At 60.4% G+C, this 17918-nt stretch carries 14 protein-coding genes and 1 pseudogene; 11 read left to right on the forward strand and 4 right to left on the reverse strand.

What is annotated here, in order from left to right; all coding sequences use genetic code 11:
* Window positions 1–493 precede the first annotated feature (493 nt).
* The 3 genes from QO002_RS03195 (at window position 494) to QO002_RS03205 (ending at window position 4538) form a co-directional block, all read left to right on the forward strand.
* Complete coding sequence (locus QO002_RS03195) at window positions 494–1477, forward strand: O-antigen ligase family protein (RefSeq protein WP_307226613.1); 984 nt, start codon at window positions 494–496, stop codon at window positions 1475–1477.
* Window positions 1474–2250, forward strand: coding sequence for a metallophosphoesterase (locus QO002_RS03200; protein WP_307226615.1), 777 nt, complete (start codon window positions 1474–1476; stop codon window positions 2248–2250). The genes QO002_RS03195 and QO002_RS03200 overlap by 4 nt, the downstream gene beginning before the upstream one ends.
* A 140-nt stretch (window positions 2251–2390) precedes the next feature.
* A complete protein-coding gene (locus QO002_RS03205; protein ID WP_307226616.1) occupies window positions 2391–4538 on the forward strand; it encodes a GumC family protein in 2148 nt (715 codons plus the stop codon).
* A gap of 176 nt (window positions 4539–4714) precedes the next feature.
* On the opposite strand, the gene QO002_RS03210 is transcribed toward QO002_RS03205, so the two are convergent.
* Window positions 4715–5329, reverse strand: coding sequence for an MOSC domain-containing protein (locus QO002_RS03210; RefSeq protein WP_307226618.1), 615 nt, complete (start codon window positions 5327–5329; stop codon window positions 4715–4717).
* Window positions 5330–5387: 58 nt separating this feature from the next.
* Between QO002_RS03210 and recR the strand changes: the two genes are divergently transcribed.
* Both recR and QO002_RS03220 read left to right on the forward strand, forming a co-directional pair.
* Entirely contained in the window at window positions 5388–5993 is a 606-nt protein-coding gene (recR, locus tag QO002_RS03215; RefSeq protein ID WP_307226620.1) for a recombination mediator RecR, read from the forward strand.
* A gap of 44 nt (window positions 5994–6037) precedes the next feature.
* Window positions 6038–7258, forward strand: a complete 1221-nt coding sequence (locus QO002_RS03220) for a lytic murein transglycosylase (RefSeq protein ID WP_307233118.1) — start codon at window positions 6038–6040, stop codon at window positions 7256–7258.
* 14 nt (window positions 7259–7272) lie between these two features.
* Here the strand turns inward: QO002_RS03220 and QO002_RS03225 are convergent, their stop codons facing one another.
* Both QO002_RS03225 and QO002_RS03230 read right to left on the reverse strand, forming a co-directional pair.
* Window positions 7273–8490 carry a PQQ-dependent sugar dehydrogenase gene (locus tag QO002_RS03225; protein WP_307226623.1) on the reverse strand — a complete coding sequence of 406 codons (1218 nt, stop codon included), beginning with the start codon at window positions 8488–8490 and terminating at the stop codon, window positions 7273–7275.
* A 202-nt stretch (window positions 8491–8692) separates the two neighbouring features.
* Window positions 8693–10321 carry an MFS transporter gene (locus QO002_RS03230; RefSeq protein WP_307226625.1) on the reverse strand — a complete coding sequence of 543 codons (1629 nt, stop codon included), beginning with the start codon at window positions 10319–10321 and terminating at the stop codon, window positions 8693–8695.
* Window positions 10322–10580: 259 nt separating this feature from the next.
* Here QO002_RS03230 and rimP point away from each other — a divergent pair, with 259 nt between their 5' ends.
* From rimP to infB, 4 genes are all read left to right on the forward strand, one after another.
* A complete protein-coding gene (rimP, locus tag QO002_RS03235; protein WP_307226627.1) occupies window positions 10581–11213 on the forward strand; it encodes a ribosome maturation factor RimP in 633 nt (210 codons plus the stop codon).
* A gap of 65 nt (window positions 11214–11278) precedes the next feature.
* The gene (gene nusA, locus QO002_RS03240) at window positions 11279–12889 is read left to right on the forward strand and encodes a transcription termination factor NusA (RefSeq protein ID WP_307226629.1); all 1611 of its coding nucleotides are present in this window, start codon (window positions 11279–11281) and stop codon (window positions 12887–12889) included.
* 30 nt (window positions 12890–12919) lie between these two features.
* Window positions 12920–13612 carry an RNA-binding protein gene (locus QO002_RS03245; protein WP_307226631.1) on the forward strand — a complete coding sequence of 231 codons (693 nt, stop codon included), beginning with the start codon at window positions 12920–12922 and terminating at the stop codon, window positions 13610–13612.
* Window positions 13613–13713: 101 nt separating this feature from the next.
* A complete protein-coding gene (gene infB / locus QO002_RS03250; RefSeq protein ID WP_307226633.1) occupies window positions 13714–16392 on the forward strand; it encodes a translation initiation factor IF-2 in 2679 nt (892 codons plus the stop codon).
* 85 nt (window positions 16393–16477) lie between these two features.
* Here infB and QO002_RS03255 read toward each other — a convergent pair.
* Window positions 16478–16921 (reverse strand): annotated as a pseudogene (locus QO002_RS03255) (DoxX family protein); the annotation flags it as partial.
* A gap of 276 nt (window positions 16922–17197) precedes the next feature.
* Between QO002_RS03255 and QO002_RS03260 the strand changes: the two are divergent.
* Both QO002_RS03260 and QO002_RS03265 read left to right on the forward strand, forming a co-directional pair.
* Complete coding sequence (locus tag QO002_RS03260; RefSeq protein WP_307226636.1) at window positions 17198–17479, forward strand: Rdx family protein; 282 nt, start codon at window positions 17198–17200, stop codon at window positions 17477–17479.
* Window positions 17480–17539: 60 nt separating this feature from the next.
* Window positions 17540–17917 carry a YqaA family protein gene (locus QO002_RS03265; RefSeq protein ID WP_370878535.1) on the forward strand — a complete coding sequence of 126 codons (378 nt, stop codon included), beginning with the start codon at window positions 17540–17542 and terminating at the stop codon, window positions 17915–17917.
* Window position 17918: the final 1 nt, after the last annotated feature.

Genomic DNA, 17918 nt, shown 5'->3' on the forward strand with positions numbered 1-17918 from the left:
TCATCTTAAAGTCCGCCTGCCATTTTGGAAGATTGGGCTTCATATCGCTCCGCGTACAGAAGACATCTAAGTCATGAAATCATCCACCTCTCCCAATCTGCCGCGCACCCGCCTCAACGGCCAAATCATGTGGCCGATCTTGTTGGTACTTGCAGTTGCGCCCTATCTGTTCGGAAGTACAAAACCTGCGGCGTGGGCGTTGTGGGCAACGATTATATTCGCATGCGGTTTCTACTTCTTTCTGCGTATGGGGTTTTCCAATGCGCGACTGCGTATATCGCCGCGAAATTTCCTGGTCATTGGCGTGCTTTTTTTGTTGTGCGCTTTCTACATGGTCATTCAGGTTACCCCGATCGCTGATCTCTCTCCTGCCATGCCGACAGGGACACAGGGAGAAATTGGTCTTCCGATAGGAACGATAAGTCTAACGCCAGATGATACCGTTTTATCGCTCGTCAGGTGGCTAACCTACGGATTATTGTTCTTTCTCGTTATGCAACTCTCTGCCAACCAGCAGCGCGCGCAGCTTTTTCTGAAAATCGTCTTTTGGAGCATTGTTCTGCATGCGATCCTCGCTCTGCTGTTTCTTCTGCAGTTTGGGGATACGATCCTTGGCATTCCCAAGTGGAAATATTTCGGCGATGCGCTGGGCGGCTTCATCAATAGAAATTCCTTTGCAACGTTCCTGGCGCTGGGGAGCCTCATCGGCATCAACATGCTGCTTCCGGGAACCATGGCGTCAAGCAAATCCAAGGCCGGCAAAGCGCGGGATCGCGTTGGGCAAGACACCATCTTGATCGCGGTCGGCCTCCTGATCCTGTTGGTAACGCTGATCGCCACGAACTCGCGCATGGGCGTGTTTGCGGCGCTCTGCGGCATGGCTTTTTCCCTGGGTCTCGCGTTCTTCAAGCGAATCGAAGGCGTCCAGGGATTTCGCTTTTGGCCGTTCCTGGTTCTTCTTCTTGCCGCGGTCGTCTTTGGCGTCGTCACCTATGGCGCGACATTTACGGAGCGGCTCGGTCGCGCTGGCGACGACGCGGCAATCCGTCAGCAGCTCTATGCGCAGGTGCTCGAGATGATCCGCTTGCGGCCATTGACCGGGTATGGCGGCGAGAGCTTTGAACGCGTCTTTCCGCTGTTCCACCGCCCGCCGGTGAGCGTTGATCTGATCTGGAGCAAGACGCACTCGACCTATCTCGCACTTTGGAGCGACTACGGTTTGATTTTCGGCACGTTGCCAATGTTGCTCGTTGCCTTCGTTTTCTTCCAGCTCCTTTCCATTCATCGCAGAATAGCTGGACAGGATGCCTTGCTGAGATGCGGCATCGGCGCAATCGTGGTCGGCGCGGTTCATTCTCTGGTGGATTTCAGCCTGGAGATCGAAGCTGTGACCTTTGTCTTCGTTTCGATACTTGCCGTGGCCTGCGCGCGACAGTACGAACTTCGCAACATGATAGAGCGAGAGGAGGCCTTGTGATCGCCAACCTTTTTGGCTTCCTGCGCCGCAATCGCGACCCGCAGCCCGTTGGCCAACGGACAAAGCAGATATTGGATACGGGTCCGGACCATTTGTATGCGATTGGCGACGTACATGGTTGTGAAGACCTGCTGGAGAAACTGGAAGCGAAGATCCGCGAAGATGGCCGACATCGGGAGGGCCGCAAATGGATCGTCATGCTGGGCGACTACGTCGATCGAGGACCCAAATCAGCCTCCGTTCTGGATCGGTTGACGGCGCGTGCGCCGGAGGGGTTTCAACGCTTCTGCCTGGCCGGCAACCATGAGGAGGTCATGCTCGATTTCCTGAACCATCCGGCACCTGACCATCGGTGGCTCGATTTCGGCGGGTTGGAAACGTTGTACTCCTATGGCATCCACAAACTGCCGAGCAATCGGCAGGCGATTCACAATGTGCTTCTCAGCCATATTCCGCAGGAGCACATCACCTTTCTGGAAACGTTGCCATCGCTGCTGAGTGTTCCGGGAATTTGCCTGGTGCATGCAGGTATTCGTGAGGACGTGCCTCTGGAAGAGCAGAAGGATGCGGATCTATTGTGGCTACGTCCGCGATCGAGTGAGAGCCCGCCGACGGCCAGATCGTTTGTCGTCGTTCATGGTCACACGCCTGTACCCCAGGTCGAGATCACGCAGGGTCGGATCAACATCGATACCGGCGCCTATATGTCTGCAAAACTGTCCGCCATTCGCCTTTCGAAAAACGAAGCTCCTGCCATTCTTCAATGCGATTAATGATGTTGCAATTTCGCAATTGTCGCTCTGTGTTTATCTGCTAAGACTAATGAGCATAAGAAGGCATTTCTATGCCCGCGAGAAAATTCGCATTTTTTTATTAATAGCGGCAAGATCCGCAAAATAATGGTCGCCACATAATGGATGCAGAAATTGATCTCAAAGGCATTCTCGGAATAGTTCGTCGCCAGATGTGGCTTATTCTGAGTACTATAGCCACCATACTTGTTGTTACGATTATTTTCACATACTCATTAACACCAAAGTATACTGCTACTTCTCTCATTCTTGTCGATACAAGTCAGAAGAATGTTTTGGACGCGACCAACGCCCTCGCTAATCCGAGTGCCGACAACGCGCGCGTTGAGAGCGAGGTCGGCATCCTGAAGTCCAACCGGATTCTTCTTGACGTCGTTCGGGATAACAACCTCGTCACCGATGACGAGTTCGGCCTCAAAGTGTCGATGAAGGATCGTGTCCTGTCGTGGCTACGTGTGCCCCTGCCGCCGGCTCCAACGCCTGACGAGGCTGTGGCCATGGTTCTCGACAAGTTCAAGAATGCCGTGACGGTCAGCCGTTCGGGTCTTACCTATCTGATCAATGTCAGCGCCGTTTCGGTCGATCCTGCAAAGGCCGCCAAGCTCGCGAACTCCGTGTCTGACACCTATATCGAAGCCCAGATCGGGGCCAAGGTGGCCTCCACGCTTGCGGCGCGTAACGCGATCCAGAATCGCGTGCCGTCAGCGAGCGCGGCGATCGTGGAAAACGAGAAGCGTTTCGATTCCTACATCAACGAGAACATTGATCGCCTGGAGCAATCCAATTCCATTGGCCTGAAAGCGCTTCGCAGCGAGTTGGACAAGATCAATGCTCAGCGGACCGCGGAAGCAACCCGTATCGACACCGTTCAACGTTCGCTGCAGACCCAGGATTTTGCCTCGCTGGTCAATGAGCTGGGATCCGACGCTCTGAAGCAGTTGCAGGACCAGCGGGAAACGCTGGCGACACAGATGTCGCAGGTCGCGGAAGGCACCACGGAGGCTATCAACCTTAAAGCTGAGCTTGCCAAGCTCGACGAGAGGCTGACAGCGACTGCGAGCAATGAAGTAAGCGGACTGCAGCAGTCTCTGGGTTCCTATCAGGAACGGGCCAACGACGTCCGCCAGCAGATCCGCACCACCGTGCTCCAGGGCGACCTGCCGCCGGAAGTGCTGACAGAATTCCTGGGCTTGCAGCAATCCGCCGAGAGCGCGCGCGCCCAATACCAGAACCTGCTGAAGCGCGTTCAGGATCTTGATGCCCAGTCGACGCTGCAGCTGCCCGACAGCCGCGTCGCTTCGGCGGCGATGGTTCCCAATTCGCCCTCCTTCCCGAACAAGACGCTGATCATTTCGCTGTCGTTGCTTGTTGCGATCGGCCTCGGTCTCGGCCTTGCGATCCTGCGGGAGTATTTCATTGGCGGCTTCGTTGATGAAAATCAGATCGAAACGGTGCTCAAGCTGCCGCTTTCGGCGATTGCGCCGCGCCAGTCGAGCAGTGACGAGCATAACAAGCTCGCTACGCCAACATCCAGTCTTTCTGATCTGATGGTCACAGCACCGCTTTCGCTCTTTGCGGAATCGGTGCGACGCCTGCGTCTGACCCTTGACCAGCAGGAAAGAAAACGCCCGCAGGCGGCCCGGGGCGAGAGCGATGATGGCCAGATCATCATGGTCTCCTCGGCCCTTCCGAACGAAGGCAAGTCGACGATGGCCCTGTCGCTGGCGCGGGCCTACGCGCTGACCGGCAAGCGGACTCTGCTGATCGACTGCGACCTGCGCAAACCGAGCATCAATCGTCACCTGAACCTCGAGCCGAACCATGACTTCATCGACTATCTGCGCCAGGATCGAAATACGGCAACGCTGACGTCGCTGATCATGCGGGATCCGATGACAAATCTGACCGTGCTTCTCGGCGGCCGGCGCAGCGATATCGCGACCGACGAGTTGGTCATGAGCGAGAAGATGGGCCGCATCCTCGCAAGCGCCCGCAAGCATTTTGACTATATCGTTCTCGATACGCCGCCGATCGAGCCTGTCGTCGATGGTCTCTATCTCGCGCGCCATGCCGACATGATTGTCTTCGTGATCAAGTGGGCCAGCACGCCGCAATCGAGTGCCAAGCACTCCGTCAATGCGCTCAAGGAAAACCGCAATCCCCATGCGGGGATCGTCACGCTGCTCAACCAGCAGGACCGGGCGAAAATGTCGGGTAACTACAGCTACTCGGGTTACTATTCCGAGTAACGACGAAGCGGCACGTATTCCAACTTGTAAGTCTGCATAAAACCCCGAAATCGGAGATTGATTTTCGGGGTTTCTCTTGCGGAGCCAGACGTCGACGCTGTTGTCCGGCGTGTTCTCGATTATTTCGATGAAACGGCGTCATCTTCATCGCGGTCCTGCCGATGGATTAAAGCAACTCAGGCGCTCGTCAGCTTCGCCCGGAGCTTCTGGTGAATCGGTGCTGCCAGATAGCGGTCGCGATCTTCGTCTGAGAGGTTCTTCCCGAAGGTTTCCAGAAGCTCGGGCATGGTTACCGGCGCACCGGTATAGGCATGGTAGGAGACGGCATCGCCCGCTTGCAGCGTCCCGTCCCGCAGCACACGGCAATAGAAGCCCGGCCTGCCCGCTTGGAGGAACCTCCGGGAAAAGGCGGCATTATCCATGCGCACGGCAAGCGTCGCGCAGGGAATGCGCGCCGAGGTCACCTCCAGCGTCACCGTTTCCGTCTCGAACCGGTCACCGACTGCAATCCGCCGGCTGTCGACATCTTCGATGACGAGGTTTTCGCCAAATGTACCCGGTACGATCTCCCGCCCCATCTCCGCCGACCACCAGTCAAGATCGAGGGAGCCCATGCAATAGACGGCCTGATCCGGCCCGCCATGGTGTTTGCGATTGCAGATGGCATCGCCAATCAGCCCCTCGCGATCCACCATTACGCCGGCATCGACGGAATGCTTGAAGATGCCGGTTTTATAGCTCTTGCCGGCGAGGCGCTCGGCGCGGCCGGTGCAGACGGCGACAATTTTCATGGGCGAGGGTGCCTCCATGGCGATTCCGTTCAAGAGGGATATGGAGTAGAACCGGCCAATGGCAAAGCGAGTCACTGGTCCCGAAATCGAAAAACTCATCCAGCTCCTGGCGAAGGTGCCGGGGCTTGGCCCCCGTTCCGCCCGACGCGCGGCGCTGCATCTCGTCAAGAAGAAGGACCAGCTCCTGGGTCCGCTGGCGGAGGCGATGGGGGAGGCGCACCGCAAGGTCTGCACGTGCTCCACCTGCGGCAATGTCGATACCCAGGATCCCTGCAGCGTCTGCACCGACGACCGCCGCGACAATTCCGTGATCATCGTCGTCGAGGACGTCTCCGATCTCTGGGCGCTGGAGCGGGCAGGTGCGATGAACACCGCCTATCACGTTCTCGGCGGCACGCTCTCGCCGCTTGATGGCGTTGGTCCCGAGGATCTGAACATTCGCGGCCTCGTCGATCGCATCGCCAAGGGCGGCGTGCGCGAACTGATCATCGCCGTCAATGCGACGGTGGAGGGTACCACGACAGCCCACTATATCACCGACCAGCTCGAAGGCTTCGACATCAAGATCAGCCGCCTCGCCCACGGCGTCCCCGTCGGTGGTGAACTGGATTATCTGGACGAGGGCACGCTCACCGCAGCCTTGCGGGCGAGGACGTCGATATGAGAGTGCTGCTCAGGCTTCTGAATGCGTGGCGGCATATTCAAACGATGTTGCTTGCCATCCTCCTTGCGCTCACTCCGCTTCCTGCCTTTGCGGCATCCAAAGCCGAGACCGAAGCGCAGTTCCGACAATGGCTGCAGCAGGATCTCTGGCCCGAAGCCCAAAAGGCCGGTATCTCCGCTTCCGCCTTCAAGGCCGCCTTTGCCGATGTGAAACTCAACTGGGATCTGCCGGATCTCGCGCCTCCAGGCACGAAGCCCCCGAATGAGCAGAAGCAGAGCCAGGCCGAATTCTCCTCGCCCGGCGCTTATTTTTCGGAGCAGCGCCTGCAGGGGCTTGCCGCCACCGGTCGCAGTCTTGCCAAAACCCATGCGGCGACGCTCCGGCGGATTGAGAAGAACTATGGTGTGCCCGGTTCCGTCGTGCTCGCCATCTGGGGTCGAGAATCCGGCTTCGGACGCGCAAAAATCCCCCATCCCGTGATGGACGTGCTTGCAACGAAAGCCTTCATGTCCTCACGGCCCGAGCTTTTTCGCCGCGAACTGATCGCCGCCCTTCATATCCTGGAAAGCGGCGATGTGCGGGAGGCCGATATGCGCGGCTCCTGGGCAGGCGCCATGGGTCAACCGCAGTTCCTGCCGTCAAGCTTCCTGCAATATGCCGTCGATTTCGATGGTGACGGCAGACGCGACATCTGGAGTTCAGTGCCGGATGTCCTTGGTTCGATTGCCCACTATCTCTCGGAGAAGGGCTGGCAACGCGGCCGCGACTGGGGTTTCGAAGTTTCGATCCCTGAGGGTGTCTCCTGCGCACAGGAAGGTCCGGATCTCGCAAAGCCGATCTCTGCCTGGGCCAGGGATGGCATCACCCGCATTTCCGGCAAGGCTTTTCCTTCCTCCGAAGCGTCCGCCAGCGGCATGATGCTGGTCCCCGCCGGCCGCCACGGCCCGGAATTCATCGTCACGCCCAATTTTTACGTGATCAAGGAATACAACAATTCAGATCTTTATGCGCTGTTCATCGGCAACCTCGCGGACCGCATTTCGTCCGGTGGCGGTGCCTTCCGCGGCACCTGGGGCGATGTCGGCAAGATGCTGCGTTCCGAGGTCCTGAAGATGCAGAAGAGCCTGCAGGCGAAGGGTTACGACGTCGGCAAGGCCGATGGTCTCGCCGGCTACAAGACCCGCCGCTCGCTTGGCGACTGGCAGACCAGGAACGGTCTCGCCGCGACCTGTTTCCCCGATGTGTCGCTGAAGGCGAAGCTCTGATTTATGGGCTGTCCTCAGCTTTTCGTCAGTCTTAAAATCGTCGAAGAATCCCCGTCTTCCGTCACCGCATAGACGGCGCCATCCGGACCAACCTTCACATCCCGGATGCGCGCATCGAGCGGTACGCGCTCCTCGAATTTCACCTGGTCACCCTCCATGTGCAGCACGACGAGTCCCTGGGCTACCAGCCCGCCGATCAGGATCGCATCCTTCCACTCCGGGATTGCGTCGCCCTCGTAGAAGGCCATGCCGGAGGGGCCGATCACCGGGTCCCAATAGTAGACCGGCTGTTCCATGCCCTCGGCTGCGGTGATGCCGTCGCCGATCGGCCTGCCACTGTAGTCGATGCCATAGGTGATCACCGGCCAGCCGTAGTTTCTTCCAGCTTCCGGCCGGTTCAGTTCGTCGCCGCCCTTCGGCCCGTGTTCGACCGTCCAGAGCCGCCCCCGGCTGTCGATGGTGGCGGATTGCATGTTGCGGTGACCGTAGCTCCAGATTTCCGGCTGGGCATCGTCACGGCCGACAAAGGGATTATCAGCCGGCGCCTTGCCCTCGGCATTGATGCGGAAAACCTTGCCGAAGCCTCTCGACAGGTCCTGCGCATGCACACGCGTCTTTCGGTCGGAGCGCTCGCCGACGGTCACGTAGAGCATGTTGTCCGGCCCGAAGACGAGCCGCGAGCCGAAATGCTTGCTGTTGGAATAGCTCGGTGTCTGGCGGAAGATCACCTTGGTGCCTTCGAGCGCCGCTCCATCTCCGTCCTCGATGAGTTTTGCCGACGCGACGGAGGTGCCGTTGCCGTCGTCGCGCGGCTCGGAGAACGAGAAGTAAATCAGCCGCGATTGCGTGAAGTCCGGTGCTATCGCCACATCCAGCAGCCCGCCCTGGCCGCCAGATTCGACCGTAGGCACGCCTTCAACTTCTTGCGTGCCGCCACCGTTAGGCGACACGAGAACAATCTCCCCATCCTTGGCGGTCGCCAGCATGCGCCCGTCCGGTAGAAATTCCATGGCCCAGAGATGCGGCAAGCCATCGGCGACAACTTCGGTCTTGATCTGTAGTTTGCTGGTGGGCTGCGGCGCTCTGGTCTGGTTTGGGAAGGCCGGCGTCTGCCCTTTGGCATTCGGTGCGCGGGTCTCGAACGGCTGCCCAGCGGATTGCGAAAAAACGGGCGTCGCGGCGAGCGCCAGCGAAAGAATGGTTCCGGTCAAAAGAAGGGGCGGTGCGCGCATCGTTTAGGCTCCTGTCTCTGAAAAACTTGAGCAGCTTGTCTTTGGCGCATCGCGCAGACGCGCCCATGCGTGACGGAACCGATAAGCCCGCATTTCGTTGCAGGCATCCCGTTCAACATCGAATCAACAAGAGTTTATTGCCGTGCGATCAAAGCGCCCGATGCACGTCGCGACTGCTTTTCAAAAGGAGCTGATGCCCGCTTCAGTGCATATCCATCTGCTGCTTGTAACGCTCGTAGTCGTAGGGAAGTATGGTCTGGCGTTCGATCATGCGGTGCACGTAAGGCGCAGTCGCTCCGCGATGCAGCGCGAGCAATTGCTCGCCAATCGCCGCGTCGGCCTGCGTGCGCCGTTGGTTGTGGCGCACATATTCCACCCAGGTCGGCACATGGTAGGTCTCGGTCCAGACATTCGGCTTTTCGAGATCGCGCATCAGCGCCCATTGCCCGGCCCCGTCGCGAATGCGGATGCGCCGCCGCTCGGCCATGACGGTCAGGAATGTCGATACATCCTCGTCGGCAATGTCGTAGTCGATCATCACCACGATAGGCCCGCTTCGCGGCTTGAGGTCGAGCTTCAGCAGCGGCTCGGAAAAACTGTTGAGCGGATCGAGATTGAGCGATTCGAACTGCGGCAGGGAAAGCGCAAAACCGATAGCAGCACCGACCACCATCAGGAATGCCGAACAGAGCAGAGCAAATTCCGCGCCATAATTCTCTGCCGTCAGACCCCAGATCCAGCTGCCGAATGCCATGCCGCCAAAAGTGGTCGTCTGATAGAGCGACAGCGCCCGTCCGACGACCCAGCGCGGCGTCGAAAGCTGTACGGTCGTGTTGAAGAGCGACAGTGCCAGAACCCAGCCGGCACCGGAGCCGAGCAGGGCAACGCTGGTCAGCGCGCCATTGGTGCTCATCGCCGTGATGATGCTCGATACGGCAAAGACAGCAAAGGCGATGCGCACGATCATCTCGCTCGACATCCGCTCGCGCAGACGGGCACTGAGCAGCGCTCCGCCGATCGCACCGACGCCGAAGGCGCCGAGCAGGATGCCGTAAGTCAACGGACCGCCAGCGACCAGATCGCGAGCGACAAGCGGCAGAAGCGCCAGGATCGCACTTGCGGAGAGACCGAAAACGAAGCTCCTGAGCAGAACCTTCAGGATATTGGGAGACATCGCCACATAGCGCAGGCCGGCCGAGATCGCCCGCCCGAGCGATTCGCGCGGCAAGGTCGGCAGAGCCTCGTCTCGCTGCCAGCGAGTCAGGGCAAAGATCAACGCAAAATAACTCAGCGCATTGACGGCAAAGGCGGCGGCTGCGCCCGCGGCAGCAACGATCGCGCCGCCGATCGCAGGGCCGACGGAGCGGGTGATGTTGAAGCCCATGCTGTTCAGCGCCACGGCTCCCGGCAAATCCTCCCGCGGCACCATGTCGCCGACCGAGGCCTGCCAGGCGGGATTGTTGAGCGCCGTGCCGCAGCCGATCAGGAAGGTGAAAAGCAGCAGCGACCAGGGGGTCAATACGCCCATCCAGGCACAGACGGTCAGTGCAACCGACACGACGAGCATGAAGCTCTGGGCGGTGAGCATAATGCGGCGACGGTCAAAATTGTCGGCGAGCGCACCCGAAACCAGCGAGAACAGCATGATCGGCAGCGTGGTCGAGGCCTGCACGAGGGCGATGATGTCGGCCGACTTGGAAAGCGTGGTCATCATCCAGGCCGCGCCAACCGCCTGGACGAGACCGCCGAAATTCGAGGCGAGGCTGGCGATCCAGATGGTTCGGAATATCTGGTGCCGGAAGGGTGCGAGCGGCGAGAGTCGAGACGGCACGGCGTATCCTGCTTTCTATCGGGTGACCGGAAGGAAACTAGAAAAGGATTAGCGCGAGACAACCGGGAGTGCCATCGTGAACGGCAGGATTTCGCGGTAACAAGTGACCTAAATCACCAACCCGATCCAGCTTTACCCGAGATAACTTGCATTTGCCGATGATGAAGCGTATATGACGCTCAAATTCTTGATCGGTTGATGAAGAGTGGGCCCGTCAGGACCCGCTCTTTTTTATTACCGATGGTACGGGAGAGCATCGTTGTCCGACACTACGCCGGCCGCATCTGAGCAGGAACCGCGTCTCGTCATCGAGACCGGCGTTGACCTGCGCGTCGCCGAAATCATCGAGCCCGTCATTGTTCCCATGGGCTACCAGCTGGTGCGCGTGCGCCTGTCTTCGCAGAATGGCGCGACGCTGCAGATCATGGCTGAACGCACCGACGGCACCATGACCGTGGAAGATTGTGAAGCAATCTCGACCGCGATTTCGCCGGTTCTCGATGTGGAAGACCCGATCGACAAGCAATATCATCTGGAAGTGTCGTCGCCGGGCATCGACCGGCCGATGGTGCGTAAGTCCGATTTCGGTCGCTGGGTCGGCCATCTGGTCAAGCTGGAAACGTCGATCCTGGTCGAGAGCCGCAAGCGTTTCCGCGGCAAGATCACCGACGCTGACGAAGAGGGCTTCACCATCGAGCGCGACCAGCCAGCCTATGGCGAGGAACCGGTCGTCAAGATCCCGTTCACGGCACTTGCCGAAGCGCGGTTGATTCTGACGGACGATCTGATCCGCGACGCTCTGACCGCGGACAAGAAGGCCAAGGCTGCCCAGGCCGCACAAGGGATCGCGGCCAACGAAAACTTCGAAGACGAAGATTCGCCGATCAACTGAGTTTATGAGTTCAAGAGCGCGGGACGCCTCCACAGAGGCCCCGGCAATCAGACGGAGACTTTAACATGGCAGTGAGTGCTAACCGGCTCGAACTTCTGCAAATCGCGGATGCCGTCGCGCGCGAAAAAGTGATCGACCGCGAAATCGTTCTGGCCGCCATGGCCGATGCGATCCAGAAAGCGGCCCGCTCGCGCTACGGTTCGGAGAGCAACATCCGCGCCGACATCAATTCCAAAACCGGCGAAATCCGGCTTCAGCGTCTGCTCGAAGTCGTCGAGGTCGCTGAGGATTACTCGACGCAGATCCCGCTTGAGCTGGCCCGTGACCGCAACCCGGATGCCAAGCTCGGCGATTTCATCGCCGATCCGCTGCCGCCGATGGATTTCGGCCGCATCGCCGCCCAGTCGGCCAAGCAGGTCATCGTCCAGAAGGTGCGCGAAGCAGAGCGTGACCGCCAGTTCGACGAGTTCAAGGATCGCATCGGCGAAATCGTCAACGGCACGGTCAAGCGCGTCGAATACGGCAACGTCATCGTCGATCTCGGCCGGGGCGAAGGTATCATTCGCCGCGACGAAATGATCCCGCGCGAAAACATGCGCTACGGCGATCGCGTCCGTGCATACGTCTATGATGTCCGTCGCGAACAGCGCGGGCCCCAGATCTTCCTGTCGCGTACCCATCCGCAGTTCATGGTGAAGCTCTTCACCATGGAAGTCCCGGAAATCTACGACGGCATCATCCAGATCCGCTCGGTCGCCCGCGATCCGGGTTCGCGCGCCAAGATCGCCGTGATCTCGAACGATTCATCGATCGATCCGGTCGGCGCCTGCGTCGGTATGCGCGGCTCGCGCGTTCAGGCCGTCGTCGGCGAGCTGCAGGGCGAAAAGATCGACATCATTCCGTGGTCGCAGGATCCGGCGTCGTTCATCGTCAATGCACTGCAGCCGGCGGAAGTCGCCAAGGTCGTTCTCGACGAGGATGCGGAGCGCATTGAAGTCGTCGTTCCGGACGAACAGCTGTCGCTGGCCATCGGCCGTCGCGGCCAGAACGTTCGCCTGGCCTCGCAGCTCACCGGCTGGGACATCGACATCATGACGGAAGCGGAAGAATCCGAGCGCCGCCAGAAGGAATTCAACGAGCGCACCGCCCTCTTCATGGACGCGCTCGATGTCGACGAGATGGTCGGCCAGGTTCTGGCTTCGGAAGGCTTCGCGGCCGTCGAGGAACTGGCCTATGTCGATCTCGACGAAATCGCCTCGATCGATGGTTTCGACGAGGACACGGCAAGCGAGCTCCAGACCCGCGCTCGCGAGTACCTGGAAAAGCTCGAAGGCGAAATGGATGCCAAGCGCAAGGAACTCGGCGTTGCCGACGAGCTGCGCACCATCGACGGCATGACCGGCCAGATGCTGGTCGCGCTCGGCGAAGACGGCATCAAGACGATGGAAGATTTTGCAGGCTGCGCTGCTGACGATCTCGTCGGCTGGTCGGAGCGCAAGAACGGCGAGACCAAGCGCTTCGAGGGCCTGTTCTCCAAGTTCGAGCTTTCGCGCACGGAAGCCGAGCGCATGGTTCTCCAGGCCCGTCTCGCTGCTGGCTGGATCACGGAAGAGGATCTGGTGCGCGAAGAAGCGGCCCTTGAAGAAACCGTCGAAGGCGCGGAAGAGGACGCATGAGCGCGTCCTCCTTTGTGACCGGGGCATCCCATGTTGCCTGAAGACAACGAACCCGCCGGCGATATCGGCGGGGATGCGGAAGGCGGCGAGATCAATGGCCGCATGTGCATCGTAACGCGGCAGAGCGGATCGACAGACGATCTGATCCGCTTCGTCGCAGCGCCCGACGGGCGTGTGGTGACCGATTTGAAGAAGCAGCTGCCCGGTCGCGGCTGCTGGGTGACAGCCGAACGGGCTGTCGTTGAAAAGGCAATCGCAAAGAAGCTCTTTGCGCGTGCACTCAAGGCCGATGTCACGGCTGGACCGGAGCTTGCCGACGAGGTCGACAGGATACTGTCGGTCCAGCTCGCAGGCATGATGAACATGGCTCGCAAGGCGGCCCAGTTCGTCACCGGGGCTTCGAAGGTGGAGCAGGCCGTGCGCGGTCTGGCCGCAATCGCGACGTTTCATGCGGTTGATGCTGCAGCGGACGGCGTGCGCAAGATAGACCAGGCGCGCAAGGCGATGAGCTTTGTAGTGGCCGACGAACAGGAAATACCCTCCTTCCGCTTCCATACTGAGGCGGAAATGGAAGGGCTTTTGGCAAGTAATGCTTTTATCCATGCCGCGGCGCTTGCAGGGCAGGCGGGTGAGGGTGTAGTGAAGCGCGCAAACATGCTCGAACGTTATCGGGGAACCGTCCCGGACCGAGCCTCTGGCCCTGCGCGCCAGACGAGAACATGACGCGGGTCACCGGCCGAGCCCGGAGCCATCGCGAACGTAATTCGAGAGAACGACAGGGTCTGGTGATACGCATCCGGCCTTGATCTTAGGAACGGAACGGAATGACCGACAACAACGACGACAAGACATTCGGCAAGAAGACGCTGACCCTGCGGCCCTCGGGCGTAAACCAGGGAACGGTCCGCCAGGACATGGGGCGCGGCCGAACCAAGGCTGTCGTAGTAGAAACCCGCAAACGCCGGCCGCATCGTCCCGAAGACGATAAGCCGGTGACGCCGATCACCCCGGTGGCGCGCGCGCCCGAGCCGCGTCCGGCTCCCGTTCAGCAGCAGCGCCCGACACCGGCGCCCCAGCAGCGGCCCGACAACAATCGTCCGCGCACCGGCGTGGTTCTTAACCAGCTTTCCGCTGGTGAGATCGACGCCCGCCGCCGCGCGCTGGCCGAAGCCCAGATCCGTGATGCCGAGGAAGCCAAGGTCCGCGCCGCCGAAGAGGTGCGCCGCGCCGCCGAGGAAGCCGAACGCCTGAAGCGCGAGCAGGAAGAAGCTGCACGCCGTGCCGCTGAGGAAGCCGCCCGTCCGGCCGCCGAACGCGAAGCCGAAAAGGCTGCCGCAGAAGCCAAGGCTGCAGCTGACGCGAAGGCCGCGGAAGAAGCCGCCGCCGCCGCTGCTGCAGCGCCAGCCGTTGTTGCACGCCGCAGTGACGAACAGCCGCGTCCGCAATCGGCCCGTCCGGGCGCTGCCGCACCGGCACCAGCCCTGCGTGGCCGCAAGCCGGAAGGCGAGGACGATGCCCGTCCGAACCGTGGCGCCGCGGCACCTGCTCGTGGCAAGGTTACCCGTCCGGAACCGGCCAAGGTTCCCGCCCGTCCGAAGACCGAAGACGAACGCCGCAAGGGCAAGCTGACGCTGACTGCCGCTCTCGACGACGAGGGCAGCTCGCGTGGCCGCTCCATGGCTGCGATGCGTCGCCGCCAGGAGAAGTTCCGCCGCAGCCAGATGCAGGAAACTCGCGAAAAGGTCATTCGCGAAGTCATCCTGCCGGAAACCATCACCATTCAGGAACTGTCGCAGCGCATGTCCGAACGCGCCGTCGATGTCATCAAGTACCTGATGAAGGAAGGCCAGATGATGAAGCCGGGCGACGTCATCGACGCCGATCTGGCTGAACTGATTGCCAGCGAATTCGGCCACACGGTCAAGCGCGTCTCGGAATCCGATGTTGAAGAAGGCATCTTCGACGTTAAGGACGACGAAGGCGAAATGCAGTCGCGTCCGCCGATCGTCACGATCATGGGTCACGTCGACCACGGCAAGACCTCGCTGCTTGATGCGATCAGAAAGACCAATGTGGTTTCCGGTGAAGCGGGTGGCATCACCCAGCACATCGGCGCCTATCAGGTCGAGCACAACGGCCACAAGATCACCTTCATCGACACCCCCGGCCACGCCGCGTTCACCGCGATGCGTGCCCGTGGCGCCCAGGCGACCGACATTGCGATCCTTGTGGTTGCCGCCGATGACAGTGTCATGCCGCAGACGATCGAATCCATCGCCCATGCAAAGGCGGCCGGCGTTCCGATCATCGTGGCGATCAACAAGATCGACAAGCATGAAGCCGATCCGCAGAAGGTGCGCAACCAGCTGCTCCAGCACGACGTCTTCGTCGAAACCATGGGCGGTGAAGTTCTCGACGTCGAAGTTTCGGCCAAGAACCGCCTCAACCTCGACAAGCTGCTCGAAGCGGTCCTGCTGCAGGCCGAAATCCTCGACCTGAAGGCGGACACGAGCCGCACGGCCGAAGGTACGGTCATCGAAGCCCAGCTCGACCGCGGACGCGGTTCTGTGGCCACCGTGCTGGTCCAGAAGGGCACATTGAAGCCAGGCCAGATCATCGTTGCTGGCGATCAGTGGGGCCGTGTCCGCGCTCTCGTCAACGATCGTGGTGAGCACGTCAAGGAGGCTGGCCCGTCCATGCCGGTCGAGGTTCTCGGCTTGTCGGGTACGCCATCGGCGGGCGACCGTTTTGCCGTGGTTGAAAACGAAAGCCGCGCTCGCGAAATCTCCGAGTACCGCCAGCGTCTGGCGCGCGACAAGGCCGTTGCCCGTGCATCCGGCCAGCGCGGCTCGCTCGAGCAGATGATGAGCAAGCTGCAGAACACCGGCTACAAGGAATTCCCGCTGCTTATCAAGGGCGACGTTCAGGGCTCGATCGAAGCCATCATCGGCGCTCTCGACAAGCTCGGGACAGACGAGGTTCGCGCCCGTATCGTTCATTCGGGTGCCGGTGGCATCACCGAGTCGGATATCTCGCTGGCCGAATCCTCGGATGCGGCGATCATCGGCTTCAACGTCCGCGCCAACGCGCAGGCACGGGCAGCAGCCGAGCGTGCCGGCATCGAGATCCGCTACTACAACATCATCTACGATCTGGTGGATGACGTGAAGTCGGCGATGTCGGGTCTGTTGTCGCCGGAACGTCGCGAAACCTTCCTCGGCAATGCCGAAATCCTGGAAGTGTTCAACATCACCAAGACCGGCAAGGTCGCGGGTTGCCGTGTCGTCGAAGGCAAGGTCGAACGTGGTGCCGGTGTCCGCCTGGTGCGCGACAACGTCGTCATCCACGAAGGCAAGCTCAAGACCCTCAAGCGCTTCAAGGACGAAGTCTCCGAAGTGCCGGTGGGCCAGGAATGCGGCATGGCCTTCGAAAACTACGAAGACATCCGCGCCGGAGACACGATCGAGTGCTTCCGCGTCGAACACATCACCCGCACGCTGTAAGCGCCACGGGTTTGATGGATGCAAAAATGGCGGCCTCTCGGCCGCCATTTTTCGTTTGATGTTTTTTCGCTGGGGCTGATGAAATCTGCTTCCCGATCCTGGCGTCCACCGACTGTGCGTTCGAGCCGCGGATTGCGAAGAACAGGAAGATCGCAGCCCAGAGGATCGACTTTTCGGCGCCGCCGAGGCCTTCGCCCTGAACGACGCCATGGAAATAGACGGTCACCAGCAACACGATCATCGCGGCAAAGGATGCCGGGCGGGTGAAGAGGCCGATGGCGACCAGAATGCCGCCGAAGAACTCAGTTGCGGCAAGAAGCGGCGACCAGAAGACGCCCGGATAGAAACCAAGCCCTTCTACCATGCCGACGGCGCCGAACGGGTTCATGATCTTGCCATAGCCATGGGTGACTAGCAGAACGCCCGCGACCACGCGCAGGATGGTTTCGGCGGTCGTGCCGAGCGGCAGATAGAGGCGGGCAAGGCTGGGCAGGATCGGTTGCGGACGGCTGGAAGAAATGTCGGTCATTGGGTTCCCCGAGGGTTGTTGCACTGCGGCATTCTGTTGCCGCGAATTCCGCCAAGGGCAACCGTCAGGGATTTGAAACTTGATAAATTTAGTTGACATTCCCGCGAGATGATCGTGCGCTTGTCGCTTGTCGCTTGTCGCTTGTCGCTTGTCGCTTGTCGCTTGTCGCTTGTCGCTCGAAAGGTTATTGGCAAGGCCATGCGCCTCTTGCGGGCGGAATGAGCTTTGCCATTTGCCGCAAGAACGGCAGCATGCCCATGAAAGGACATTCGAACGATGAGCGACAAACCCCGCGTCACCATCCTCTACTGTACCCAGTGCAGCTGGCTCCTGCGGGCCGCGTGGATGGCCCAGGAACTGCTCTCGACCTTTTCCGATAGCTTGGGCGAAGTGGCGCTCATCCCCGGCACGGGTGGCAATTTTGAAATCCGCGTCAATGACGAACTTATCTGGGAGCGCAAGCGTGACGGCGGCTTTCCGGGACCGAAGGAGCTGAAACAGCGGGTGCGTGACATCATCGAGCCCGAACGGGATCTCGGCCATACGGACCGGACCTGATCGCGCGTGACAAGCACCCTCATTGGCGTCTTTGTCGCCTCGTTCCTGTCGGCGACGCTGTTGTTCGGCCTGTCCGAGGCAGCTCTGGTGCTTGCGGTGCAGGCAGGCGAGGTCCCGGTGACCGCGCTCTTCGTCGCTGCGACTATGGGCAATGTGCTCGGCGCGGTTCTCAATTTCCTCCTCGGCCGCTTCCTGATCCGTTTTGAAAGCCGCCGATGGTTCCCGCTTAATCCGAGAAACCGCGCAAAGGCCGAAGCGCTGTTTGCGCGCTACGGCCGCCCGGTGCTTCTGTTTTCCTTCCTCCCCGTCATCGGCGATCCGCTGACGCTTGTGGCCGGCCTGCTGCGAACGCCGCTTCCCGTCTTCCTTGCCTATGTGACGATTGGCAAGGCCGCCCGTTATGCTCTCATCCTCTGGGGCATCACTCTTCTCGGCTGAT

The organism is Pararhizobium capsulatum DSM 1112, assembly GCF_030814475.1.
GTDB lineage: Bacteria > Pseudomonadota > Alphaproteobacteria > Rhizobiales > Rhizobiaceae > Pararhizobium > Pararhizobium capsulatum.